This is a genomic window from Klebsiella sp. WP4-W18-ESBL-05 (genome assembly GCF_014169075.1).
Classification (GTDB): Bacteria; Pseudomonadota; Gammaproteobacteria; order Enterobacterales; family Enterobacteriaceae; genus Kluyvera; species Kluyvera ascorbata_B.
Map to the genome: position 1 here is coordinate 73,983 of NZ_AP022058.1, position 23,193 is coordinate 97,175.

Here is a 23,193-nt window from a genome sequence, read left to right on the forward strand (position 1 = left end):
GTAGGGGAAAGGGTGAATGTATCGGGAATTTTGCAGAAAGGCAATTATGAGTACCCTAAGAGGGTTTACGGTGATTATTATTTAAAATCAAAATTTTATAGTTAGTAGTGTTTAATGGCTTTGTTGAATAAATCGAACTTTTGCTGAGTTGAAGGATCAGATCGGCTTTGTTGAATAAATAAGATTTCGTGCGAACGACTCTGTAGCTGGCTGGATTTTCAGGCAATACGCACGCTTTCTGGCATCCCAGCCTTTGTCATCCTGTTCAACGCACGCACCATGGCCATAGTGTAAGTATCCCGGCAAAACGAACCACTCACTTTTAGAGATCTTCCGACATACTGATTATGTCCCCTGAGGAGATCGCTATGCGTAAGATCCGATTCACTGAACACCAGATCATCGCCGTATTGAAGTCCGTCGAAGCCGGACGTACCGTCAAGGATGTGTGCCGTGAGGCCGCTATTTCGGAAGCCAGTTATTACAACTGGAAGGCAAAATATGGCGGGATGGAAGCGGCCGATATTAAAAAAATCAAAGACCTTGAGGATGAGAATCGACGTCTGAAACAGATGTTTGCTGATCTCAGCCTTGAGTGCCGGGCACTGAAAGACGTCATCGAAAAAAAGCTTTAAAACCAGCGATAAAGCGTGAACTCGTCAGCTATCTGACGGCACAATTTGCCATGAGTTTACGCCAGGCCTGCAGGACGTTATCGCTGAGCAGGACGGTCTATTTTTACCAGCCCGATACCCGACGTGATGAACCGGTGATCTGTGCGCTGACTGAACTGGCAGAACGCTATCCGCGCTACGGTTTTAAGAAGTTGTTCCAGCTGCTGCGCAGGCAGGGCAATACCTGGAACCACAAACGTGTTCACCGGATTTACTGCCTGCTGAAACTGAATTTTCGTCGCAAGGGAAAACAGCGGCTGCCAGTGCGTAATCCAGCACCACTGGCGACACCGCAAGCATTAAACCAGAGCTGGTCCATCGATTTTATGCACGACGCCCTGGTCTGCGGCAGACGCTTCCGGACCTTCAATGTGGTGGATGATTTTAACCGCGAAGCACTGGCGATAGAAATCGACCTGAATATCCCGGCTCAGCGAGTCATCCGGGTGCTGGACAGGATCGCGGCAAACCGCGGCTACCCGCTGAAGATGCGGATGGACAACGGGCCAGAGCTGGTCTCACTGGCGCTGGCACAATGGGCCGAAGAGCATGGCGTGATGCTCGAATTTATCAAACCGGGTAAGCCGACGCAAAATGCGTTTATCGAACGGTTTAACCGGACGTACCGGACAGAAATCCTGGATTTTTACCTGTTCAGAACACTGAATGAGGCACGGGAAATCACCGGACGCTGGCTAATGGAATATAACAACGAGCGCCCTCACGAATCCCTGAACAACCTGACGCCGGAAGAGTACCGGCTGATGGCTGAAAAACCGGAACTCTCAAAAAGTGCGTGGAACTAAAACAGGTGTGCTTACAATAGCTTCCGCTACCTGACCATCGTAGTCACGCAGCGTCAGTGAATCTCCCAACAACAGCTTCATTCTGTACATTGCCGTTTCCGCTATCGAGCGACGGTTATATTCCGTTGTCCATTTCCACCGTGCATTGCTTCCGCTCAGCCGCTGATTATCAACGGCACGGTTGCGGTCTGCGTACTCACCGGGCCAGTAACCTGCTCCTTTTCGGGGAGGAATAAGCGCGCTGATTTTTTTGCGGCGCAGTTCATCGTGACAAAGCCGGGTATCGTAAGCCCCGTCTGCCGCGGCTGCCCTGATTTTTCTGTGAGTCTGCCGGATAAGGCCCGGGAAGGCTTCTGAGTCCGTGACGTTATTCAGCGACAGGTCTGCACAGACAACTTCATGTGTGTTGCTGTCAACAGCAAGATGCAACTTTCGCCAGATACGACGGCGCTCTTTGCCGTGCTTTCTGACTTTCCATTCGCCTTCACCAAAGACCTTCAGCCCGGTGGAATCAATCACCAGGTGTGCGATTTCACCCCGGGTGGACGTTTTGAAACTGACATTAACCGACTTTGCCCGCTTACTGACACTGGTGTAATCCGGGCAGCGCAACGGAACGTTCATCAGGGCAAAAATGGAATCAATAAAACCCTGCGCAGCCCGCAGGGTCAGCCGGAATACGCGTTTAATCACCAGAACGGTGGTGATGGCGAGATCAGAATAGCGCTGGGGCCTTCCTCGTGATGAAGGCGTTGCCGACTCATACCAGGCCTGAATCGCCTCATCATCCAGCCAGAAAGTGAGGGAGCCACGGTTGATGAGAGCTTTGTTGTAGGTGGACCAGTTGGTGATTCTGAACTTTTGCTTTGCCACGGAATGGTCTGTGTTGTCGGGAGGATGCGTGATCTGATCCTTCAACTCAGCAAAAGTTCGATTTATTCAACAAAGCCCCGCCTGGATAACACCGAATGTCAACGCAAAGCAGAAGTGTCACCTTCGGTGCGAAACAGAGATGTCATGCTTTGGTTCAGAGAATGCGTTTGACCGCCTCGCTATATACTTCCGAGCGTTCTCTTTTCCCAACAGAAATCACGAAAACGACAACTTTCTCGTCTATAACCTGGTATACAAGGCGATAGCCTGAAGACCGGAGCTTAATCTTGTAACAATCAGGCATACCACGGAGCTTGTTTGTAGACTGGCCCCATGAATCTCCAGACAGTTGGTATCACTTAAATTAGTGATAGTCTTAATACTAGTTTTAGACTAGTCGTTGGAGTCCGAATGATTGATGTTCTAGGTCCAGAGAAGCGCAGACGGCGCAGCGTTCAGGAAAAAATCGCCATTGTTCAGCAGAGCTTTGAGCCCGGCATGACCGTGTCGCTGGTCGCCCGTCAGCATGGCGTTGCTGCCAGTCAGCTGTTCCTGTGGCGTAAGCAATATCAGGAAGGCAGTCTCACTGCGGTTGCCGCAGGTGAACAGGTTGTACCCGCGTCGGAGCTGGCATCTGCAATGAAGCAAATTAAAGAGTTACAGCGCCTGCTGGGCAAAAAAACCATGGAAAACGAGCTGCTGAAAGAAGCCGTTGAATATGGCCGACAAAAAAAGTGGATAGCGCACGTGCCCTTGTTGCCGGAGGATGGCGAATAAGCCTTGTCAGTCGTTGCCTCCGGGTCTCACGTGCGCAACTGCATGCCATGGCCCGTCGGTCGAAGGGCTGGCAGGATCGTCGGTGCAAGCGCAAGCCTGATGATACTGAAGCGCTGGCTCGTATCCATACCGTTATCGACGATCTGCCCACCTATGGTTATCGTCGTGTATGGGCACTGCTGCGCAGACAATCAGAAACTGACGACATGGCGGTGATCAATGCCAAACGCGTATACCGCATCATGCGTCAGAATGCGCTGCTGCTTGAGCGTAAACCGGCAATACCGCCCTCGAAGCGGGCGCATAGAGGGAAAGTGGCCGTTGGAGAAAGTAACCAGCGGTGGTGCTCCGACGGCTTCGAGTTCAGCTGTGATAACGGTGAAAAACTGCGGGTCACGTTCGCGCTGGACTGTTGCGATCGCGAGGCACTTCACTGGGCGGCAAGTACCGGTGGATATGACAGTGAAACCGTGCAGGACGTCATGCTGGGTGCAGTAGAGCGTCGCTTCGGTAACAGGCTGCCGACATCCCCCGTTGAGTGGCTGACAGACAACGGTTCAGCCTACCGTTCTCATCAGACGCGTCAGTTCGCCAGAATGGTAGGACTGGAGCCAAAACATACGGCGGTACGTAGTCCAGAAAGCAACGGAATGGCGGAGAGCTTCGTGAAAACGATGAAGCGCGACTACATCAGCATCATGCCAAAACCTGACGGGTTAACAGCGGCAAAGAACCTTGCGGAGGCCTTCGAACATTACAACGAATGGCATCCGCACAGTGCACTGGGATATCGTTCGCCACGGGAATATCTGCGGCGGCGAACCAGTAATGGGTTAAGCGATAAAAAGTGTCTGGAAATATAGGGGCCAATCCAGTTTGCTTCAATCCGGGGTGACTCAAGTACTTCAACCAGCTTCTTTTTCAACTGTTCACGTACCGTCGAGCCCAGCTTTCGCCATTCCTTTAGTGCCCGCTCGTCAAAATCCAGAAAATACGCCATCAGAGTTCATCCAGCGTCACACGTACTGGCTTAGGATTACGAAGCCGTTCTTTCACTATCTCCACAAGTTCAGCATCTTCATCACTCAGGAGTGTCTGTTTGAACGGCAAGCGTTCATTGTCAGCGATATACTCGAGCATGAGACGAAGCGCTTCAGAAGGAGTTACGCCCATTTTTTCAAGCGCGGCGTAAGAACGCGCTTTAAGTTCATCGTCAATACGCAGGTTAATGCTACCCATGTCTTACACCTCTTGTAATTACAAATGTCATTACAAGTATCGCACTACAACATGCTTAGGGCAAGTCACGAAGGAAGTCAGAAAGTAGTCGTAAGAACGGTGATCACTGTCCGCTTTGTGCTGTGAGTTCAACCGATGGATGCAACACATTGATTGAACCGCTCTGCGGGTGATTCATAGTCTAGCGTTTTTCTCGGCCTCTCGTTGAGCTGTCTGGCAACACTGTTTAGTCTTTGCTGGCTGTGAACCGATAAGTCAGTTCCTTTTGGAAAATACTGTCTGAGTAATCTGTTTGTATTTTCATTTGAGCCGCGTTGCCAGGGAGATTGAGGATCGCAGAAGTAAACCTGAATATCTGTAGCTACGGTAAACCGGGTATGGCTGGTCATTTCAGCACCCCGGTCCCATGTTAATGTTTTATAAAGCTCAGCAGGTAATTCACGGGCTTGTTTGATGAGTGCAGATATAACCGTTATGGTCTTGTTGTCCCTGACTTTGGCCAACATAACAAAACGGGAATGACGCTCTACGAGGGTGACGATATAGGAGTTTTTAGAGCCCTGGATCAGATCACCTTCCCAGTGACCTGGTATGGCTCTGTCAGCTGCTTCAGGTGGCCTTTCGCTGATAGAGATCGTATCCGGGATTGACCCTAATCCTTTCCCTTTAAGCGATGATGTTCTGGATCTACGCACGACTCTTCCGCTTCTGAGGCATTGCTGCAGTTCTTTTTTTAATGCACCCCGGGTTTGTATAAAAAGCGTTTTATATATCGTTTCGTGTGACACATGCATTTCCTGACTATCCGGATAACAGCGTTTCAGCCAGCCGGCGATCTGTTCCGGCGACCAGTCCTGATGCATCTTCTCTGCAATGATTTTACACAATGCGGGGCTTTGAATTAGCTTGCAAGGTTTTGGTCTCAGAGCATTTTCCCACGCAGCAGTATCGGCTTTTGCTGCACGGTATTGTTTTGCACCACCGTGTCTCCTAATCTCGCGGCTAATCGTTGAAGGAGCTCTTGATAATTTGGCAGCGATGTCCCTGATGCTGCGTTTTGCTACCAATCCTCTGGATATTTCCTCTCTTTCATCAAGCGAGAGCGCTAACCGGTGCCGCCTTCTCACGGGAGGACGGTAGCCACCTGTCTGGTGGATTGTAGGCATAATAGAAGAGTGAAATCGGTGATGCTGCCAACTTACTGATTTAGTGTATGATGGTGTTTTTGAGGTGCTCCAGTGGCTTCTGTTTCTATCAGCTGTCCCTCCTGTTCAGCTACTGACGGGGTGGTGCGTAACGGCAAAAGCACCGCCGGACATCAGCGCTATCTCTGCTCTCACTGCCGTAAAACATGGCAACTGCAGTTCACTTACACCGCCTCTCAGCCCGGTACGCACCAGAAAATCATTGATATGGCCATGAATGGCGTCGGATGTCGCGCCAGTGCACGCATTATGGGCGTTGGCCTCAACACGGTTTTACGTCACTTAAAAAACTCAGGCCGCAGTCGGTACCCTCGCGCATACAACCGGGCAGTGATGTGATTGTCTGCGCTGAAATGGACGAACAGTGGGGCTACGTCGGTGCTAAATCACGTCAGCGCTGGCTGTTTTACGCGTATGACAGGATACGGAGGACGGTTGTGGCGCACGTCTTCGGTGAACGCACTCTGGCCACACTGGAGCGTCTTCTGAGCCTGCTGTCGGCCTTTGAGGTCGTGGTATGGATGACGGATGGCTGGCCGCTGTATGAACCCCGCCTGAAGGGAAAGCTGCACGTTATCAGCAAGCGTTACACTCAGCGCATTGAGCGACATAACCTGAATCTGAGACAACATCTGGCAAGGCTGGGACGGAAGTCACTGTCGTTCTCAAAATCGGTGGAGCTGCATGACAAAGTCATCGGGCATTATCTGAACATAAAACACTATCAGTAAGTTGGAGTCATTACCGTGGTAATGCTATGGGTACAACCTCCGTAGTTGTGAATAATGCAGGTGGAACTGGGGCACATACCATTGATGGTATTGAACTCATCCAGGTAAATGGTACGTCAACTGATACTGCATTTACTCAGGCAGGACGTATAGTCGCGGGAGCATATGACTATAAACTCGTAAAAGGTAATGCATCAGGAACCAATACTCAAAGCTGGTTCCTGACAAATCCTGATCCTTACAACCCTGACAACCCAACCATTCGTCCAGAAGCTGGAAGTTATATGGCCAACATAGATACGGCCAGAAAGATATTTAATTCACGCCTGGAGGGCCGCGAAAGACGGTCAGAAAATTCAAGTATGTGGTTACGTCAGCAAGGAACAAGAACCACCTTTTATGACACTTCTGGACAGTCCTACAGCGCTACAAACACATATGTGGTACAGGGTGGCGGAGAATTATTCAGTGCAAACTTCAGCGATTTGGATCGCCTTGGGATTGGCATGATGCTGGCCTATGGTAACTCAAGTAACAATACTGGCTCTAATCGTACAGGGTATCATTCCAAAGGATCCGTAGATGGTTACAGTGCCGGTTTATACGCCACCTGGTATCAGGATGCTGGCACTTTGAATGGAATATATATTGATACCTGGTTACAGTACAGCTGGTTAAATGGGATGGTAAAGGGAGATCAATTATCTAATGAAAACTACAAGATAGATGGTCTAAGTGCTTCAGTCGAGACTGGATATCGCAAATTAATCTATCAGGGAGCTAACGGAAATGTTTTTCTCATTCCGCAAGGACAGTTTATTTTCAGCGGTGTTGAGGCAGATGATGTGAAGGAATTTAATGGAACTCATGTAACCACTTCAGGCAATAACAATATACAGAGTCGATTAGGTGTAAAGTTATCTCGTGAAGGTACAAGTAAGATCGACAAAGGAAAAGATAAGCTGTTTACTGTTTATGCAGAAGCGAACTGGCTGAACAACAGCCGGCAGGTGGGGGCTGAAATGAATGGCGTCAGTATTAAACAAGCGGGTAACAAAAATGTTGCTGAGCTTAAACTGGGCACTGAAGGGAAATTTAATAAGAATATGAATTTATGGACCAACGTTGCTCAACAAATAGGTGCTAAAGGCTATAGTGATACAACTATGACAATAGGTTTTAAATATAGTTTTTAATCAGCGACAGGGGCATGGTGGCTCGTAGCATCCACCATGCCAATTCTGCCAGGCTGTAGATACACGCTAATTTTCAGTTTCTGGGTATTTCTCACCTGAGATAATTGTATAAAAGTGAAATAGTGATTATGAATATAAAAATCAGTGTTCTTTTAGAAAACAGATTAAATACAGGCTCAGCAGATAAATTAATTGCTAAGCGGGACTGGTAATGCTGCCAACTTACTGATTTAGTGTATGATGGTGATTTTAAGGTGCTTGCGTGGCTTCCATTTCCATCAGATGTCCTTCCTGCTCCACTACTGAAGGCGTGGTGCGTAACGGCAAAAGCACTGCCGGACATCATCGCTATCTCTGCTCTCATTGCCGTAAAACATGGCAACTACAGTTCACTTACACCGTCTCTCAGCCCGGTACACACCAGAAAATCATTGATATGGCCATGAATGGCGTCGGATGTCGCGCCAGTGCACGCATTATGGGCGTTGGCCTCAACACGGTTTTACGTCACTTAAAAAACTCAGGCCGCAGTCGGTAACCTCGCGCATACAACCGGGCAGTGATGTGATTGTCTGCGCTGAAATGGACGAACAGTGGGGCTACGTCGGTGCTAAATCACGTCAGCGCTGGCTGTTTTACGCGTATGACAGGATACGGAGGACGGTTGTGGCGCACGTCTTCGGTGAACGCACTCTGGCCACACTGGAGCGTCTTCTGAGCCTGCTGTCGGCCTTTGAGGTCGTGGTATGGATGACGGATGGCTGGCCGCTGTATGAACCCCGCCTGAAGGGAAAGCTGCACGTTATCAGCAAGCGTTACACTCAGCGCATTGAGCGACATAACCTGAATCTGAGACAACATCTGGCAAGGCTGGGACGGAAGTCACTGTCGTTCTCAAAATCGGTGGAGCTGCATGACAAGGTCATCGGGCATTATCTGAACATAAAACACTATCAGTAAGTTGGAGTCATTACCAGCATCAGGATGCCGGCCGTCATCTCAACTGGCAGTAGTCAGCAACCACATTGCGCTGCGTGAATTCTGACAGGGTCACAGGGGTGTACCAAGTCAGAATTCACGTAGCGCGCCTTCCTTTCCCCTTCCTGTCCCCCTGTCTTTTGCCCTGATCCTGTCTGTCCTGGCATTACCCCAATTCTCCCAAAATGCCCATACTGGCCTGCAGAGCGCGCCATTACAGGGTTTCATAGGTAAAATGGGTGAAAAACGATCCTTTACTAATTTGGTTTTACCCGCAATAATGCTGGTTATACAAACAAAAGGATCCGCGCGCTGCGATTTATTGTCATGGCAGGATCGGCCCGTCAGGTGCAAAATACCTGTATCCATAAACAGTGCGTGCGCTACGTGAAAAATAACTCATGAACAGCATCATTCCCTTGCAGAATTCACCAGAACGCGTCTCCCTGCTGCCGATCGCCCCGGGCGTTGATTTTGCGACCGCGGTGGCACTCCGGCGGATGGCCACCTCAACAGGTGCCACGCCGGCTTACCTCCTGGCGCCGGAAGTGAGCGCCCTCCTCTGGTATATGCCTGACCAGCGTCACCACATGTTGTTCGCCACCATGTGGAATACCGGGATCCGTATCGGTGAAGCCCGGACGCTCACCCCGGAATCGTTCGACCTGGATGGTCTGCGCCCTTTTGTTCGGGTGCTGTCGGAAAAAGTGCGGGCACGTCGTGGCCGGCCGCCAAAAGATGAAGTGCGTCTGGTACCGCTGACGGATGCCAGTTTTGTGCGTCAGATGGAAAGCTGGATGGTCACCACCCGCCCCCGCCGGCGTGAGCCGTTATGGCCGGTCACGGATGAGACAATGCGCAACTGGCTGAAACAGGCGGTGAAGCGGGCTGAAGCTGACGGCGTGCATTTTTCGATCCCAGTGACGCCGCATACTTTCCGTCACAGCTATATTATGCACATGCTTTATCACCGGCAGCCCAGGAAGGTCATCCAGGCACTGGCCGGGCATAAGGATCCGCGCTCGATGGAAGTCTATACCCGGGTATTTGCGCTGGACATGGCTGCCACCCTGGCCGTTCCCTTTACCGGTGATGGGCGAGATGCCGCGGAGATCCTTCGCTCCCTGCCCCCGGCCGGCTGAGATTGACGGCCCTGGCATGACGTCCTGTATTCCGCTAATACGAAATACAGGAGCAGAGCGCATTCAGTGCCCCTCCCTGCTCCAGCACACCAGGACATCATTCGGATGACTGAACAGCCGTGGTCTTGCACGGTGACCTGCAAGCCTGCAGGCATCGACATACCGCAGACAAGACAGGACACAGGCCGTTCATCCCACAGTGTATTGTTTCCTGAAAGTCCAGTGAATCATCCCGTTAATTGCGAAAGTCATTCACCCCTGTGGCTCACTCCCTTCTGCCATCGGTCTCCTGTTCGCATTTAGCAGTGTGAAGCTGGCGCCGGGTTATACAGACAGCTGCAGTCTCATCCTGCCGGGCTAAACCTGCAATACACAGGGGAACGGATACCGTCAGGTAACATGACCGTCTCAGCATCCGATTGAGATTTTCGTAAGGGGTATAGAGCTTTACTGAAAAATTGACTGTGGCATGTTAACACGTGTGGAGCAGTGCACAGACCTGGGAATATCGCCGTTAAACCCGCATACCGTAGTCAATATCTGCGTATCACGGCCTGAAATCACATATGACAGTCAATATTGTTCGATCATGGCAGACATGATGGAGAACACATATTGACTGCGGTATGCGTGATGCATATCACAGTCAATGGAATGTCCTTAGCGGCATCCGGCAGTCATGTTATGCATATCGCAGTCAATTTTCTGGCTTCATCGCTGAGAGAGCTTCGGCCAGTTTAAGGGGATCGATGCCAGCAGCCTTCAGCGCCTTAATGACTTCGTCATAATTTTGCTCTGGCGCCTTCTCTTCTTCCTCTTTGCGCGGAACCTTCACAGGACCACTGATGAGTTTGGGGTTGCGATAATGCACGCTGAAATAGGTGGCTCGGCCACGTTTAAACTCAGTGTAATCCAGATAACCAATATCCCGTAGCTGCTCCATCGCCTTACGCACCGTGTGGTTCTGCGTATAGACATTTGAGGTGAGATTCAGCCGGTCACGCATCCGTTTCATGGAAATAGGTGCAGGATTCTGGGGAAGACTTTCGATGTAGGTATAAAGCGCCTGGGCTGATTCCTTGCGCTGCAGGGCGTCAATGGCTTTCAGCCGCAGCAGTACCCTTCTGTCCATGTGGTAAAGCTCAAACAGCTTAGGTTCAGCCTTGATCTCAACGATATCCTCGTTGATGTCATAATAGGCTGACTGCACCAGATGGGTGGTCCATCCTTTGGTCTCGCTCTGGAACTTCAGCGTAACCGAGGCGAGTTTAAACAGGGAATTACTGATGCGATCGCGCATTTTTTTGTTTGAACGACGGGAGTCAAATCCGCACATCTTAACGAATTCGACGAACGACAGTTCCAGGGTGTCACTTTTTACCCCATACTCCGACATGGAGCGAATTATCCCCAGCCAGACTTTAAAATCCGTGTCCATATCAAGACGCGAACCGGTGATCTTAACGTCAGTGTATCCTTCGCTTTTGGCAATGGACAGCTGTACAAGCTCCTCAGTCGCGTCTGTAACGTTTTTCCGGTTCGCCTTGCTCTTCCCTGTTGATTTCAGAGTTGGGACGAAGAGACCGAGTCTCATGAGCGCTACTGGCTGCACGGTACTGGTGCTGTTGACATCCAGCTTAACAACTTCACCGGTTGTCTTATCAACCTCCTGAAGGTTCAGAAGTAAGCTGTTATTTTCGCTCGTCATCTTGATCCTCAACGGTTATCCACAAAAGGATGTAGTAATACGTATCGCAGTCAACGGATATACATACCTCAGTAAATACCGTTGCATATCACAGTATTAGATTATGCATATAACAGTCAACATTTTACATTCCACAGTCGATCCAGACAGACGTTAAAGCCAGTTACAGCGCATGCTGGAGCGATCCGGGGATCTCTTTTGGATCTCATTATGATCTCCTTGGGATCAATTATTGGATCGAGACCATGAATAACCCAGATACAAGCCCGGAAGCGCCACACCAAATATCCAGAACCCTGGCCTTATTTTCCTGAATACGCTCTGGAAGATTGAGATCTACAGGTACAACAATGAAACATTGACTGCGGTATGCTGAGTCGTTTTTCCTCTTCCTCGACACAGATGCGGTAAGCATCATACCATAGTCAATATATTACATACCGCAGTCAATTTCATTATAACTGGCTGATCCCGAGCCATCTTTAGCAACCCGACGTACGTGCAATCTGTGAATTCTGTGATTTTCCGCTTCCTCGCCGCTTTCTCACTGTGTGAGATCGCTTACTGCGGCGAGCGGCAGTGATTAATATTGACTGCGGTATGTACTCTTTTGTAATCCCCTGCGTTCTTTCATTACCCAATGTGGTTCACTTTGCACTTTTTCGTGCACTTTGCGATTTTATTGTTGCTTTGCAATAAATTCCAAGATTTAATAAAATAATGCAAAGTGATGATTAAAGGATGTTCAGTATGGGACTCATGGATACACTCAACCAGTGCATAAGTGCTGGTCATGAAATGACGAAAGCAATCGCCATTGCACAGTTTAATGATGACAGTCCGGAAGCCCGGAAAATAACCCGGCGCTGGAGGATTGGTGAAGCGGCAGATTTAGTTGGCGTGTCATCTCAGGCTATCAGGGATGCCGAGAAAGCTGGCCGGCTGCCGCACCCTGATATGGAAACCCGTGGGAGAGTTGAGCAACGCGTTGGTTATACCATCGAACAAATCAATCACATGCGGGATGTATTTGGTACACGACTGCGCCGTGCTGAAGATGCGTTTCCGCCGGTGATTGGCGTTGCAGCTCACAAAGGTGGTGTTTACAAAACCTCAGTATCCGTTCACCTGGCTCAGGATCTTGCTCTGAAAGGACTCCGTGTTCTGCTTGTTGAAGGCAATGACCCACAGGGAACTGCTTCTATGTATCACGGATGGGTGCCCGATCTTCATATTCATGCTGAGGACACTCTCCTGCCCTTTTATCTTGGGGAAAAGGATGACGCCAGCTACGCTATAAAGCCCACCTGCTGGCCTGGCCTTGATATCATCCCGTCCTGTCTGGCACTGCACCGCATTGAAACCGAGCTGATGGGGAAATTTGACGAAGGCAAATTACCTGCTGACCCGCACCTGATGCTCCGTCTGGCTATTGAAACTGTCGCTCATGATTATGACGTGATAGTTATCGACAGCGCCCCCAACCTTGGTATCGGTACGATAAATGTTGTATGCGCTGCTGATGTTCTGATTGTCCCTACTCCGGCAGAGCTGTTCGACTACACCTCCGCACTGCAGTTTTTCGATATGCTTCGTGACCTGCTTAAGAACGTGGATCTTAAAGGCTTCGAGCCAGATGTCCGTATTCTGCTTACCAAATACAGTAATAATAATGGCTCGCAGTCCCCGTGGATGGAAGAACAAATTCGGGATGCCTGGGGAAGCATGGTCCTTAAAAATGTTGTGCGCGAAACGGATGAAGTCGGCAAAGGTCAGATCCGTATGAGAACCGTTTTTGAACAGGCTATTGATCAACGTTCTTCAACCGGTGCCTGGCGTAATGCACTCTCTATCTGGGAGCCTGTTTGCAATGAGATTTTTGATCGTCTGATTAAACCACGCTGGGAGATTAGATAATGAAGCGTGCTCCTGTCATTCCAAGACATACCACACATACTCAATCGACTGAAGATACTTCATCACCGGCGCCGGCCGCGCCGATGGTGGATTCATTAATTGCGCGCGTGGGTGCTATGGCCCGCGGTAATGCAATCTCTCTTCCGGTAAGTGGACGGGAAGTAAAATTTACCCTTGAGGTGCTCCGGGGAGACTCTGTTGAGAGCGCTTCACGCGTATGGTCAGGCAATGAGCGCGATCAGGAACTACTTACCGAAGATGCTCTGGATGATCTCATTCCTTCATTTTTACTGACCGGTCAGCAGACTCCAGCTTTCGGCCGCCGGGTTTCTGATGTCATAGAAATTGCAGACGGCAGCCGTCGCCGTAAAGCCGCAATCCTGACGGAAAGTGATTATCGCGTTCTGGTTGGTGAACTGGACGATGAGCAGATGGCTGCATTGTCCCGACTGGGTAACGATTATCGGCCGACGAGTGCTTATGAACGTGGCCTGCGTTATACAAGCCGGCTGCAGAATGAGTTTGCAGGAAATATTTCTGCGCTTGCCGATGCGGAAAACATTTCTCGTAAGATCATTACCCGCTGTATTAATACGGCCAAACTGCCTAAATCCGTTGTTGCCCTGTTTGCACATCCTGGAGAACTGTCTGCCCGGTCAGGTGAAGCCATTCAGAAGGCTTTTGCAGATAAAGAAGAATTACTGAAGCAGCAGGCTGAGACTCTCCACGATCAGAAGAAAGCGGGACTAATCTTTGAAGCTGAAGAGGTCATTAGTCTTTTAACATCCGTACTGAAACAATCTCCCGCATCAAGAGTTAATCTGAGCTCACGTCATCAGTTTGCTCCAGGGGCAACAGCATTGTATAAGGGCGATAAAATGGTGCTTAACCTGGATAAGTCCCGCATTCCTGCGGAGTGTATAGAGAAAATAGAAGCCATTCTTAAGGAGCTTGAGAAACCAGGAGTCTGATGCGGACACGCTTTAGTCTACGGTGATCTCCCTTTACTTCATTTCCTTTCTCACAGGCCAGAAAACATAACTGGCCTGAATATTCTCTCTGGGACCACGGTCCCACCTGCGTCATCGGTCAGCTTATCTGTCTGGGGCCACGGTCCCACCTGCATCGCCGGTCAGGTAATCTGTCTGGGACCACGGTCCCACCTGCGTCATCGGTCAGGTAATCTGCCTGGGACCACGGTCCCACCTGCGTCATCGGTCAGCTTATCTGCCTGGGACCACGGTCCCACCTGCGTCGTCGGTCAGGTAATCTGCCTGGGACCACGGTCCCACCTGCATCGTCGGTCAGGTAATCTGCCTGGGACCACGGTCCCACCTGCATCGTCGGTCAGGTAATCTGCCTGGGACCACGGTCCCACCTGCATCGTCGGTCAGGTAATCTGCCTGGGACCACGGTCCCACCTGCATCGTCGGCACATTATTAGTTTGGGACAACGGTTAAGCAATGCCTGTCACGAACAGGTATTGGCTTGTCGCCAGCAACCTGTTGAGCGGAGTAATCACGCAGCAGGGCGGCTATTACAGGTGATGGTGAAAGCTCTGTTGGGATCTGAACGAAGCATGTTGAGTGAAATTTGCAAAATTTCGCGGGGTGTGCGGCTTAATTTTAAATTTCCGCCAGCATTTTTAAAACCAGCTGCCGCCGCTGCGCGTTGGCCGGTCCTTCGTCCGGCCGGTAACCAGTCCCGGCCGTTCTTACGACCCTGGATGAACATGGTCCCGTCATCAGCGTCTCCAGTGTGATGTCGTTTGTCACGCCGTCCGAGGGGATATCAGGGACACAACATATGGTAGAAAAAGCAGCTGTCTGAGACACAATATATTGATTATCCACAGTAACGGGGGATAACCGTGTGGGTAACATATTGAAAGTCCAACACGTTATCTGATTAACTGACTTTGTAAACGCCGCTGAACCATGAAAAAAATCCGGGGGAATCATCACAGCGCATAAACATACCGTTTTGTTTTTGGGTGACGGCAAGGAGGCCCCTGTTATCACCACATACCTTGTCAAAGGTTTCCATTCCTATCCTTATCAGGCTCTTTTCGTTATTTTCGGGAGAGATCCGGAGATGTTTTGTCAGCCAGACAGGATAGGTATCAGCGTTACGCCAGTACTGCAATTCAATCACTGAAGCCATTCCCCAGACAGTGAAGAATAAGAAAACCACACCTGCGATTTTGCTACCCATATTGTTCCTTAACATTGATTTAATACATTCCTTGCTCCTCGCACCGGAGCACATCACAGATACTGATTGAGATCCACTTCACGCAGCGGCTGGTTTTGACGTTCTGTGATCAATTGCACCAGGTCTTTTTCGTCCAGCGCATCGAGCATTTGTTCATACAGAGCCGCGGGCACACAATAAAAAACAGGGCGGTTGCGGTCAATAATCGCGACCGGGTAGCCGCCGCCGGCACTGGCGGTGGCCACCGGATCGTTTTTAAGTTCGCTGACGCTGGCAGTCACATCACACAGAATGATGTTTGTCATGGTTCCCCCCTGAGACAAGTCATCTGTATGATCGGTAAAGTAAGCTCTGGCGGCAAGTCCCTTCTGTCATTTCAACGGTCAGAAACGGGCAACCGGCAGCTCCTTCCAGCGGGTGGTATATGCCGGTGACAGCATCTCCCGTTTCATCTGCCAGTCCGGCGCAATACCCCGTCCGGCAAACCAGACTTTCCCGAGTCCTGAATGATTAATACCGTCGAGCACCTTCATCAGCGCATCGCTGTGCGGCCGTGGCTGCACGTCATCGAACAGATTCAGCTGTGCAACGCCGTTCGGGCTGAAATCATTGAGCATTATCCCCGCTTTTGCGTAGCGGTGGCCATCGAGCCAGGTCCTGCCCAGAGACCTGACCGCTGCCGCTATAATGTCCCGGGTGTCACGGGTAGGGGTGTTCAGTTTCTCAGTGGCCACGTTACCGTAGTACGGTTCATTAACCGCAAAAGGGGAGGTTTTGATGAAGATGCTGATATGCCGGCAGTACTGCCGCTCACCTCGCAACTTTTCTGCTGCGCGCTCGGCGTACTGGCAGACGGCCTGGCGCATTTCTTCATAGGTGGTGATCCGCTGCCCGAAGCTGCGACTGCAGACAATCTGCTGTTTCGGCGGCGGCGCTTCCTCCAGTGAAATGCAACTCTCGCCGTTCAGCTCACGTACCGTGCGCTCCAGCACTACGTTGAAGTTTTTGCGGATAAACGCGGGGTTCGTCAGCGACAGCTGCAGGGCGGTGGTGATCCCCATAACGTGCAGCTTTTTCGCTATCCGGTTCCCCACGCCCCAGATTTCTTCCACCGCCTGCAGGCTGAGTAATTTTGCCGTCCTGCGTGGATTATCGGGCGACAGCGCCAGCACCCCCCTGAATTGTGGCCATTCCTTTGACGCCCACTGCGCCGATTTGGCCAGTGTTTTTGTGGCGCCGCAGCCGACACCGATCGTCAGTCCGGTTCCACTGAGAACGTGCCCACGCAGCTGCCTGCCAAAATCCTCCAGATCCATACATTGGCCAATTCCCCGGGCATCCAGGAAACATTCGTCTATCGAGTATTGTTCGACGCGGGGAGACAGCTCCTCCAGCAGGGCGACCACGCGGTTACTCAGGCTAGCGTTTATGTGGAATAGAAAATCTACATAAATAATTCATGCTTTAAATAGTTGCTATAAACGCAAAGCAGGTGTCAGAAATTGTTCCCATATACCAAGATAAACGACTAACAATTTCGTATATTGGACTGACCCCACCACGGTAGACGATCCTGCCCTATAGTTTGAGCATAGGAGGAGCGTATGGGCACACCACGATTTACACCTGAATTTAAGGAAGAAGCCGTCCGTCAGATAACGGAACGCGGTTATTCCGTGGCCGAAGTTTCTGACCGTCTGGGCGTTTCCGCACACAGTCTCTATAAGTGGTTACGGGCGATTAAACCTGATAACAGCGAGCAGCATGCCCGGGATTTACTGGAAGCTAAAAGCGAGATCCTGAAACTCCGGGCGCAGCTAAAACGCACCGAAGAAGAACGGGATATCCTGAAAAAGGCCGCGCGGTACTTTGCAAGGGAGCCCGACTGAAGTACCGCTTTATCAATGAGCACCGCACTGTATGGGGTGTGATGACGATGTGTCGGGTACTGAATGTCGCCCGGGCCGGGTTCTATGCGTGGCTGCATAACCCTGTCTCAGCGCGTGATAAAGATAACCAACGCCTGCTGATGCTTATCCGCGACTCATATTCCCTGAGCGGAGGCGTATACGGTTACCGGCGGGTTCATGGCGATCTGAATGAAATCGGGGAAACCTGCGGTAAAAATCGGGTGGGTCGGATCATGCAACTGAACCGGATTAAAGCTGTGCGCGGCTATAAAGCACCACGTCGTATCTCTGGCAGGCCTTCAGTCGTTGCTCCTAATCGCGTGCAGCGGCAGTTCACCGTTGTCCGGGCCAACCAGGTCTGGGTCACCGATATTACTTATAGTGTGCCCGGAGTTCAGGGCGGGCATGGATGCTTAAATGAACCGCGAGTCTGTCTGGAATATTGAACCGGTAACTCACGATGAGAAACCCAACAATCCCACCGGGTGTGACGGTGGAGAACCTGAGCGGCAGTGACCTGCGGCATGCCCGCAGGGTGATGTAACCCGCTGACAACGGGGATTGAGGCGAGATCACTAAGCCGAGATGATCCTCAAGGTTAAGTACTGAAAGGCTGAAGAACATGAACCCGTTAATCCGCCTCTGTGGGTTGAAAACGTCACCACGGCCTACGTGATCTGACAGGCCGTGCAGGAGGAACTGGCAGTGATACGTAAGCACTGCCGGTCGAAGGTGTTTTGACATGTATGCGAAACACCGGGGCAGCAGCGTCTATCACGCTTGCGTTGCTGACCTCTGCCAACTTGCGGCAAGCAAGGATAAAGAGTGCGACGGGCAGCCTCCTCAGTATGCCTGAGTCCAGGCAGGTAAACCGGGGAAGGTCAGCGACGGATGTTAAGGGGGCATGGCTCCGATGACGCGCTGGCTGGCGGAGCTTCCGTAGTAGTCCGCGATGGGGAAAGCCCATTACATGGCGAAGGGAAGCAGTTTGAATGTGTTTGCGACGTGAATTAACTGACCTAACGAGGTGAAGACCTTTGATAATCAGCGAAATGCAACGCAAGCTTGCCACATGGGCAGTCACCGATCCGTCCCTACGGATTCAACGGCTGCTGCGTCTGATAACACAACCAGAATGGCTGGCTGAAGCGGCGCGGATCACGCTTTCATCAAAGGGGGCCCATACCCCCGGCGTTGATGGCGTGAACAAAACAATGCTACAGGCCAGACTGGCTGTTGAGCTGCAAATCCTCAGGGATGAATTACTCTCAGGCCACTACCAGCCCTTGCCCGCCAGACGGGTTTACATCCCTAAAAGCAACGGCAAACTGCGACCACTGGGTATCCCCGCGTTGCGGGATCGTATTGTTCAGCGGGCCATGCTGATGGCGATGGAGCCGATATGGGAGAGTGATTTTCATACGCTCTCATATGGCTTCCGGCCTGAGCGCAGTGTCCACCACGCGATCCGCACGGTGAAATTACAGCTCACAGACTGTGGTGAAACCCGGGGACGCTGGGTGATTGAAGGCGACCTGTCCAGTTACTTCGACACCGTACATCATCGACTGCTGATGAAGGCTGTACGCCGCAGGATCAGTGACGCACGTTTCATGACTCTGCTGTGGAAAACCATCAAGGCGGGACATATCGATGTCGGTCTCTTTCGGGCGGCCAGTGAAGGTGTGCCACAGGGCGGTGTTATATCGCCGCTATTATCGAACATCATGCTGAATGAGTTCGATCAATACCTGCATGAGCGCTACCTGAGCGGGAAAGCCAGAAAAGATCGGTGGTACTGGAATAACAGTATCCAACGGGGCCGAAGTACGGCGGTCAGAGAAAACTGGCAGTGGAAACCCGCGGTGGCGTACTGCCGCTATGCCGATGATTTTGTCCTCATCGTCAAAGGCACCAAAGCACAGGCGGAAGCCATCAGGGAGGAGTGTCGGGGTGTGCTCGAAGGCAGTCTGAAACTCAGGCTGAACATGGATAAGACTAAAATCACCCATGTTAATGACGGCTTTATCTTTCTGGGGCACAGGATCATTCGCAAACGCAGTCGTTATGGCGAGATGCGAGTGGTCTCAACGATCCCGCAGGAGAAAGCCAGAAACTTCGCCGCATCGCTGACAGCACTGTTATCAGGCAACTACAGTGAAAGCAAAGTCGATATGGCTGAACAACTCAACCGAAAACTGAAAGGCTGGGCCATGTTCTATCAGTTCGTTGATTTTAAGGCCAAAGTCTTCAGTTATATCGACCGTGTCGTGTTCTGGAAGCTGGCTCACTGGCTGGCCCGCAAATACCGTACAGGTATCGCTTCCCTGATGAGGTGGTGGTGTAAATCACCGAAACCGGGTCAGAGCAAAACGTGGGTTTTATTTGGTAAAACCAATCACGGCAAGCTCAGCGGCGAAATACTGTACCGGTTGGTGGGGCAAGGCAAGAAGCTGTTCCGCTGGCGGCTACCCGAAGGTAATCCCTATCTGAGGACGGAGACCAGAAACACGTATACATCGCGCTTTACAGAAGTGGCAATGGCGTTCGCCAGCATTTAAATGGAGAGCCGGATGCGCTGAAAGGTGCACGTCCGGTTCGGGGAGGAGAGGCAGGGAAATAGTCCGACTACGCCCTGCCTCTTACTCTACTCCGCACCTGGCAGGGCTGGCTGTATCTGGCGGTGGTTATCGATCTCTTTGCCCGTAATGTGGTCGGCTGGTCGATGAAACCCACGCTCTCACGCGAACTGGCGCCCGACGCGCTGATGATGGCGGTCTGGCGACGTAAACCCGACGGCGAGGTTATCGTTCACTCAGACCAGGGCAGCCAGTACGGCAGTGACGACTGGCAGCGCTTCTGCCGGGCCAATAATCTGGCCCCAAGCATGAGCCGGCGTGGCAACTGCTGGGATAATGCGGTGGCCGAATCGTTCTTCAGTTCACTGAAAAAAGAACGCATCAGAAAACGTATCTATAAAACCCGGGATCTGGCCCGGGCGGATATCTTCGATTACATTGAAGTGTTCTACAACCGGGCCCGGCGCCACAGTCATCTCGGCGGCGTCAGTCCTGAGGCCTTTGAACAGGCCTCGTCGTGAGGACAGAATTTGTCTACGGACGTGGGGTCAGTCCACTTTGGCGAACCTCCGCGTTTCATGCGCGGTATATGCTGAACCGTTGTCTGTCAGCCACTGCACCGCTGTGTCGGGCAGCCTGTCGCCGAAGCGCTTTTCCACCGACCTCAGCATCACATCCTGCACGGTCGAACTGTCATAGCCTCCCGTGCTTGCTGCCCAGTCTATGGCCTCACGGTCGCAGCAGTCCAGCGCGAACGTTACCCGCAGTTTTTCGCCGTTGTCGCAGCCGAACTCGAAGCCATCTGAACACCAGCGCATATCGCTTTCTGCCACCGCTATCTTGCCCTTATGTTCACGCTTCGGTCGCTCTGGTTTGTGATGCAACAACAACAGGTTATGCTCGCTCATTATCCTGTAAAGCCGTTTGGCATTCACAGGTGGCTGTCCCTCTGTGCGACGTTGCTTGCGCAGGATGCCCCACACGCGTCGATAACCATAACTCGGCATATCGCTGATGATGTTGAGGATAACCGCGCTGGCGTCGCCGTCGCTCTGAGTGCGCCACGCCGTTCCGACGTGTCGGGTGTGTGCATCCTGTTCGCTATCGATGGCCATCACCCTGACCGTCCTCACGCGGAGGGCTGTTCGTAGCACCGGCGACGCGTTCCACAAGGGGTAAATGAACGCTGCCATAAACTTTTTGCGAGCAAAAACTTTCCGTCATCGCCCCTTGCGTCCCGCTTACCGCCGTTGCTCCTTTGCCCTTTGCCGCGAGAGAACTCACCAGGGAGATGGATTAACCATCGAGAGGAGACAACCAGGATGAACACACAAAACGTCAACGTCAGAACCGCCGCTCAGGAATCTTCCAGGAAGATGGGGGACGAACTGACTGTGGATCAATTTACGGATCTGTTCTGCTGGGTTTTAGGTAATGACTCCAACTTACTGATAGTGTTTTATGTTCAGATAATGCCCGATGACTTTGTCATGCAGCTCCACCGATTTTGAGAACGACAGTGACTTCCGTCCCAGCCTTGCCAGATGTTGTCTCAGATTCAGGTTATGCCGCTCAATGCGCTGCGTATATCGCTTGCTGATAACGTGCAGTTCTCCCTTCAGGCGTGATTCATAAAACGGCCAGCCATCCGTCATCCATACCACGACCTCAAAGGCCGAGAGCAGGCCCGGAAGACGCTCCAGCGTGGCCAGAGTGCGTTCACCGAATACGTGCGCCACAACCGTCCTCCGTATCCTGTCATACGCGTAAAACAACCAGCGCTGGCGTGATTTAGCGCCGACGTAGCCCCACTGTTCATCCATTTCAGCGCAGACAATGACGTCACTGCCCGGTTGTATGCATGAGTTTACCGACTGCGGCCTGAGTTTTTTAAGTGTCGTAAAATCGTGTTGAGGCCAACGCCCATAATGCGTGCACTGGCGCGACATCCGACGCCATTCATGGCCATATCAATGATTTTCTGATGCGTACCGGGTTGAGAGGCGGTGTAAGTGAACTGCAGTTGCCATGTTTTACGGCAGTGAGAGCAGAGATAGCGCTGATGTCCGGCGGTGCTTTTGCCGTTACGCACCACCCCGTCAGTAGCTGAACAGGAGGGACAGCTGATAGAAACAGAAGCCACTGGAGCACCTCAAAAACACCATCATACACTAAATCAGTAAGTTGGCACCATTACCGGGTTTTACGAGTGACTGAAGGTGTCACTCAACCGATGGAATTTACTCCGCCGGAAAATAGTCTGGAATTAACACTGCTGAATGATAACTGTGCAGATTATGTTTCTGTATGGGTTGTCGATGGATATCCGGTGGCCGCCGGTGCTCCTATGGATCATTTCTTTCGCGTAATTAATCCATCAATTAACTGATATTTTAACTGAAGAGGAAACCAATATGGTCAGCTTTGCATCCCGTTATCGTACTCCAAACTCAATCCGTCAGAATCGCCCACTGACTAATGATGAACTGGCGCGCATTGTCCCGAGTGCCTTCTCAGAAGATAAACACGACTCGCGTTCAGAACGTTATACATACATTCCGACAATTAACATTCTCGACCGTTTACGCGGTGAAGGTTTTCAACCTTACTTTGCAACACAATCTCGGACACGCGATATTGATAAGCGAGATTTTACTAAGCACTTAATTCGTCTGCGTCGCCATGACCAGCTGAACGGAAAAGAAGTACCAGAAATTATTCTGCTGAATAGCCATGATGGTTCAAGCAGCTACAAGATGATTCCGGGGATGTTTCGGCAGATTTGCACGAATGGACTGGTCGCTTGGAAGAACTTCGGTGAAATAAGCGTACCGCATAAAGGTGATATCGTTGGGCAGGTAATCGAAGGTGCTTATGAAGTTCTGAAAACTTTCGATAATGTTGAAAGCAGTATCGATATGATGCGAGGCGTTATGTTGTCAGAACGCGAGCAACTTATCCTGGGTGAAGCTGTGCTCGAGTATAAATACAATGGCGAGCATTCACCCATTACCGCTCAGCAGGTTATTCATCCTCGACGCTGGGAAGATAATCATTCCGATTTATGGACGATTTTTAACCGCGTGCAGGAGAATGTTATTCGTGGTGGTATTCGCGGAAAGTCAGCAAAGGGAAAGATGACCAGAACGCGGGAGGTGACCGGAATTGATGGTGACATCAAATTAAATCAGGCTTTATGGAAACTTGCTGAAGAGTTTGCAAAGCTCAAATCATAAAAATAAA

16 protein-coding genes and 9 pseudogenes are annotated in these 23,193 nt (G+C 51.1%); 14 read left to right on the forward strand and 11 right to left on the reverse strand.

Translation table 11 applies throughout. The features are described from left to right. Positions 1-368 precede the first annotated feature (368 nt). Positions 369-1,480, forward strand: a protein-coding gene (locus H7R58_RS24180) for an IS3 family transposase (RefSeq protein ID WP_115075003.1) whose coding sequence is annotated in 2 segments (ribosomal slippage) — positions 369-630 and positions 630-1,480 — 1,113 coding nt in all. Because the reading frame shifts where the segments join, the coding sequence is not laid out codon by codon here. Here the strand turns inward: H7R58_RS24180 and H7R58_RS24185 are convergent. Further along, on the reverse strand, positions 1,460-2,398 hold the full coding sequence (locus tag H7R58_RS24185; protein WP_081918609.1) for an IS5 family transposase: 939 nt from the start codon (positions 2,396-2,398) through the stop codon (positions 1,460-1,462). The genes H7R58_RS24180 and H7R58_RS24185 overlap by 21 nt on opposite strands. A 109-nt stretch (positions 2,399-2,507) precedes the next feature. Then, positions 2,508-2,672, reverse strand: a pseudogene (gene relE, locus H7R58_RS24190) (type II toxin-antitoxin system mRNA interferase RelE); the annotation flags it as partial. Positions 2,673-2,764: 92 nt separating this feature from the next. Between relE (H7R58_RS24190) and H7R58_RS24195 the strand changes: the two are divergent. Further along, positions 2,765-3,993, forward strand: a protein-coding gene (locus H7R58_RS24195) for an IS3 family transposase (protein WP_094333936.1) whose coding sequence is annotated in 2 segments (ribosomal slippage) — positions 2,765-3,080 and positions 3,080-3,993 — 1,230 coding nt in all. Because the reading frame shifts where the segments join, the coding sequence is not laid out codon by codon here. A gap of 11 nt (positions 3,994-4,004) precedes the next feature. Here H7R58_RS24195 and relE (H7R58_RS24200) read toward each other — a convergent pair. After that, positions 4,005-4,130: pseudogene (relE, locus tag H7R58_RS24200) on the reverse strand (type II toxin-antitoxin system mRNA interferase RelE); the annotation flags it as partial. Further along, positions 4,130-4,369 carry a type II toxin-antitoxin system antitoxin RelB gene (gene relB / locus H7R58_RS24205; protein WP_000534858.1) on the reverse strand — a complete coding sequence of 80 codons (240 nt, stop codon included), beginning with the start codon at positions 4,367-4,369 and terminating at the stop codon, positions 4,130-4,132. The pseudogene relE (H7R58_RS24200) and the gene relB, both read right to left, overlap by 1 nt. Positions 4,370-4,393: 24 nt before the next feature. Between relB and ydfV the strand changes: the two are divergent. Then, positions 4,394-4,489, forward strand: a pseudogene (gene ydfV, locus H7R58_RS25415) (protein YdfV); the annotation flags it as partial. An 8-nt stretch (positions 4,490-4,497) separates the two neighbouring features. Here the strand turns inward: ydfV and H7R58_RS24210 are convergent. Next, a pseudogene (locus tag H7R58_RS24210) lies at positions 4,498-5,553 on the reverse strand (IS30 family transposase); the annotation flags it as partial. Between the two features lie 54 nt (positions 5,554-5,607). Between H7R58_RS24210 and H7R58_RS24215 the strand changes: the two are divergent. The 4 genes and pseudogenes from H7R58_RS24215 to H7R58_RS24230 all read left to right on the forward strand — a co-directional run bounded on the left by H7R58_RS24215 (position 5,608) and on the right by H7R58_RS24230 (position 9,621). Continuing rightward, a protein-coding gene (locus H7R58_RS24215; protein WP_227675004.1) for an IS1 family transposase occupies positions 5,608-6,305 on the forward strand; the annotation gives its coding sequence in 2 pieces (ribosomal slippage) (positions 5,608-5,857 and positions 5,857-6,305; 699 coding nt in all). 23 nt (positions 6,306-6,328) lie between these two features. Continuing rightward, positions 6,329-7,501: pseudogene (locus H7R58_RS24220) on the forward strand (autotransporter outer membrane beta-barrel domain-containing protein); the annotation flags it as partial. Positions 7,502-7,763: 262 nt separating this feature from the next. Continuing rightward, positions 7,764-8,461, forward strand: a protein-coding gene (locus H7R58_RS24225) for an IS1 family transposase (RefSeq protein ID WP_227674953.1) whose coding sequence is annotated in 2 segments (ribosomal slippage) — positions 7,764-8,013 and positions 8,013-8,461 — 699 coding nt in all. Because the reading frame shifts where the segments join, the coding sequence is not laid out codon by codon here. 419 nt (positions 8,462-8,880) lie between these two features. Beyond that, a complete protein-coding gene (locus tag H7R58_RS24230) occupies positions 8,881-9,621 on the forward strand; it encodes a tyrosine-type recombinase/integrase (protein ID WP_001515717.1) in 741 nt (246 codons plus the stop codon). A gap of 697 nt (positions 9,622-10,318) precedes the next feature. Here H7R58_RS24230 and H7R58_RS24235 read toward each other — a convergent pair. Further along, entirely contained in the window at positions 10,319-11,329 is a 1,011-nt protein-coding gene (locus tag H7R58_RS24235) for a RepB family plasmid replication initiator protein (RefSeq protein WP_000200070.1), read from the reverse strand. A 750-nt stretch (positions 11,330-12,079) separates the two neighbouring features. Between H7R58_RS24235 and sopA the strand changes: the two genes are divergently transcribed. Together sopA and H7R58_RS24245 are read left to right on the forward strand one after the other, a co-directional pair. Continuing rightward, the gene (sopA, locus tag H7R58_RS24240) at positions 12,080-13,246 is read left to right on the forward strand and encodes a plasmid-partitioning protein SopA (protein WP_000523812.1); all 1,167 of its coding nucleotides are present in this window, start codon (positions 12,080-12,082) and stop codon (positions 13,244-13,246) included. Next, positions 13,246-14,217 (forward strand): ParB/RepB/Spo0J family plasmid partition protein, encoded by a 972-nt coding sequence (locus H7R58_RS24245; RefSeq protein ID WP_035897591.1) that lies wholly within the window; start codon positions 13,246-13,248, stop codon positions 14,215-14,217. The genes sopA and H7R58_RS24245 overlap by 1 nt, the downstream gene beginning before the upstream one ends. A 938-nt stretch (positions 14,218-15,155) precedes the next feature. On the opposite strand, the gene H7R58_RS24250 is transcribed toward H7R58_RS24245, so the two are convergent. The 3 genes and pseudogenes from H7R58_RS24250 to umuC form a co-directional block, all read right to left on the reverse strand. Continuing rightward, positions 15,156-15,461 carry a hypothetical protein gene (locus H7R58_RS24250; protein WP_016156495.1) on the reverse strand — a complete coding sequence of 102 codons (306 nt, stop codon included), beginning with the start codon at positions 15,459-15,461 and terminating at the stop codon, positions 15,156-15,158. Positions 15,462-15,514: 53 nt separating this feature from the next. Next, positions 15,515-15,766 (reverse strand): type II toxin-antitoxin system Phd/YefM family antitoxin, encoded by a 252-nt coding sequence (locus tag H7R58_RS24255; RefSeq protein WP_004206783.1) that lies wholly within the window; start codon positions 15,764-15,766, stop codon positions 15,515-15,517. A 78-nt stretch (positions 15,767-15,844) separates the two neighbouring features. Next, positions 15,845-16,885 (reverse strand): annotated as a pseudogene (gene umuC / locus H7R58_RS24260) (translesion error-prone DNA polymerase V subunit UmuC); the annotation flags it as partial. A gap of 180 nt (positions 16,886-17,065) precedes the next feature. Between umuC and H7R58_RS24265 the strand changes: the two are divergent. The 3 genes and pseudogenes from H7R58_RS24265 to H7R58_RS24275 form a co-directional block, all read left to right on the forward strand. Further along, a pseudogene (locus H7R58_RS24265) lies at positions 17,066-17,751 on the forward strand (IS3 family transposase); the annotation flags it as partial. Between the two features lie 672 nt (positions 17,752-18,423). Continuing rightward, positions 18,424-19,932, forward strand: coding sequence for a group II intron reverse transcriptase/maturase (gene ltrA / locus H7R58_RS24270; RefSeq protein WP_001189123.1), 1,509 nt, complete (start codon positions 18,424-18,426; stop codon positions 19,930-19,932). 80 nt (positions 19,933-20,012) lie between these two features. Further along, positions 20,013-20,471 (forward strand): annotated as a pseudogene (locus H7R58_RS24275) (IS3 family transposase); the annotation flags it as partial. 36 nt (positions 20,472-20,507) lie between these two features. Here H7R58_RS24275 and H7R58_RS24280 read toward each other — a convergent pair. Together H7R58_RS24280 and H7R58_RS24285 are read right to left on the reverse strand one after the other, a co-directional pair. Beyond that, positions 20,508-20,981, reverse strand: a pseudogene (locus H7R58_RS24280) (DDE-type integrase/transposase/recombinase); the annotation flags it as partial. Positions 20,982-21,395: 414 nt separating this feature from the next. After that, a protein-coding gene (locus H7R58_RS24285; RefSeq protein WP_227674994.1) for an IS1 family transposase occupies positions 21,396-22,093 on the reverse strand; the annotation gives its coding sequence in 2 pieces (ribosomal slippage) (positions 21,396-21,844 and positions 21,844-22,093; 699 coding nt in all). Between the two features lie 66 nt (positions 22,094-22,159). Between H7R58_RS24285 and H7R58_RS24290 the strand changes: the two genes are divergently transcribed. Together H7R58_RS24290 and H7R58_RS24295 are read left to right on the forward strand one after the other, a co-directional pair. Further along, positions 22,160-22,339, forward strand: coding sequence for a hypothetical protein (locus tag H7R58_RS24290; protein ID WP_072011460.1), 180 nt, complete (start codon positions 22,160-22,162; stop codon positions 22,337-22,339). A gap of 25 nt (positions 22,340-22,364) precedes the next feature. Beyond that, positions 22,365-23,186 (forward strand): DUF932 domain-containing protein, encoded by an 822-nt coding sequence (locus tag H7R58_RS24295; protein ID WP_182934822.1) that lies wholly within the window; start codon positions 22,365-22,367, stop codon positions 23,184-23,186. Positions 23,187-23,193: the final 7 nt, after the last annotated feature.

Excerpts from the sequence above, each read along its gene's own strand:
- H7R58_RS24230 (WP_001515717.1), top strand. The coding sequence starts at position 8,881 with ATGAACAGCATCATTCCCTTGCAGAATTCACCAGAACGCGTCTCCCTG.
- H7R58_RS24255 (WP_004206783.1), bottom strand. The coding sequence starts at position 15,766 with ATGACAAACATCATTCTGTGTGATGTGACTGCCAGCGTCAGCGAACTT.
- ltrA (WP_001189123.1), top strand. The coding sequence starts at position 18,424 with ATGCAACGCAAGCTTGCCACATGGGCAGTCACCGATCCGTCCCTACGG.
- H7R58_RS24250 (WP_016156495.1), bottom strand. The coding sequence starts at position 15,461 with ATGGGTAGCAAAATCGCAGGTGTGGTTTTCTTATTCTTCACTGTCTGG.
- H7R58_RS24245 (WP_035897591.1), top strand. The coding sequence starts at position 13,246 with ATGAAGCGTGCTCCTGTCATTCCAAGACATACCACACATACTCAATCG.
- relB (WP_000534858.1), bottom strand. The coding sequence starts at position 4,369 with ATGGGTAGCATTAACCTGCGTATTGACGATGAACTTAAAGCGCGTTCT.
- H7R58_RS24235 (WP_000200070.1), bottom strand. The coding sequence starts at position 11,329 with ATGACGAGCGAAAATAACAGCTTACTTCTGAACCTTCAGGAGGTTGAT.
- sopA (WP_000523812.1), top strand. The coding sequence starts at position 12,080 with ATGGGACTCATGGATACACTCAACCAGTGCATAAGTGCTGGTCATGAA.
- H7R58_RS24295 (WP_182934822.1), top strand. The coding sequence starts at position 22,365 with ATGGTCAGCTTTGCATCCCGTTATCGTACTCCAAACTCAATCCGTCAG.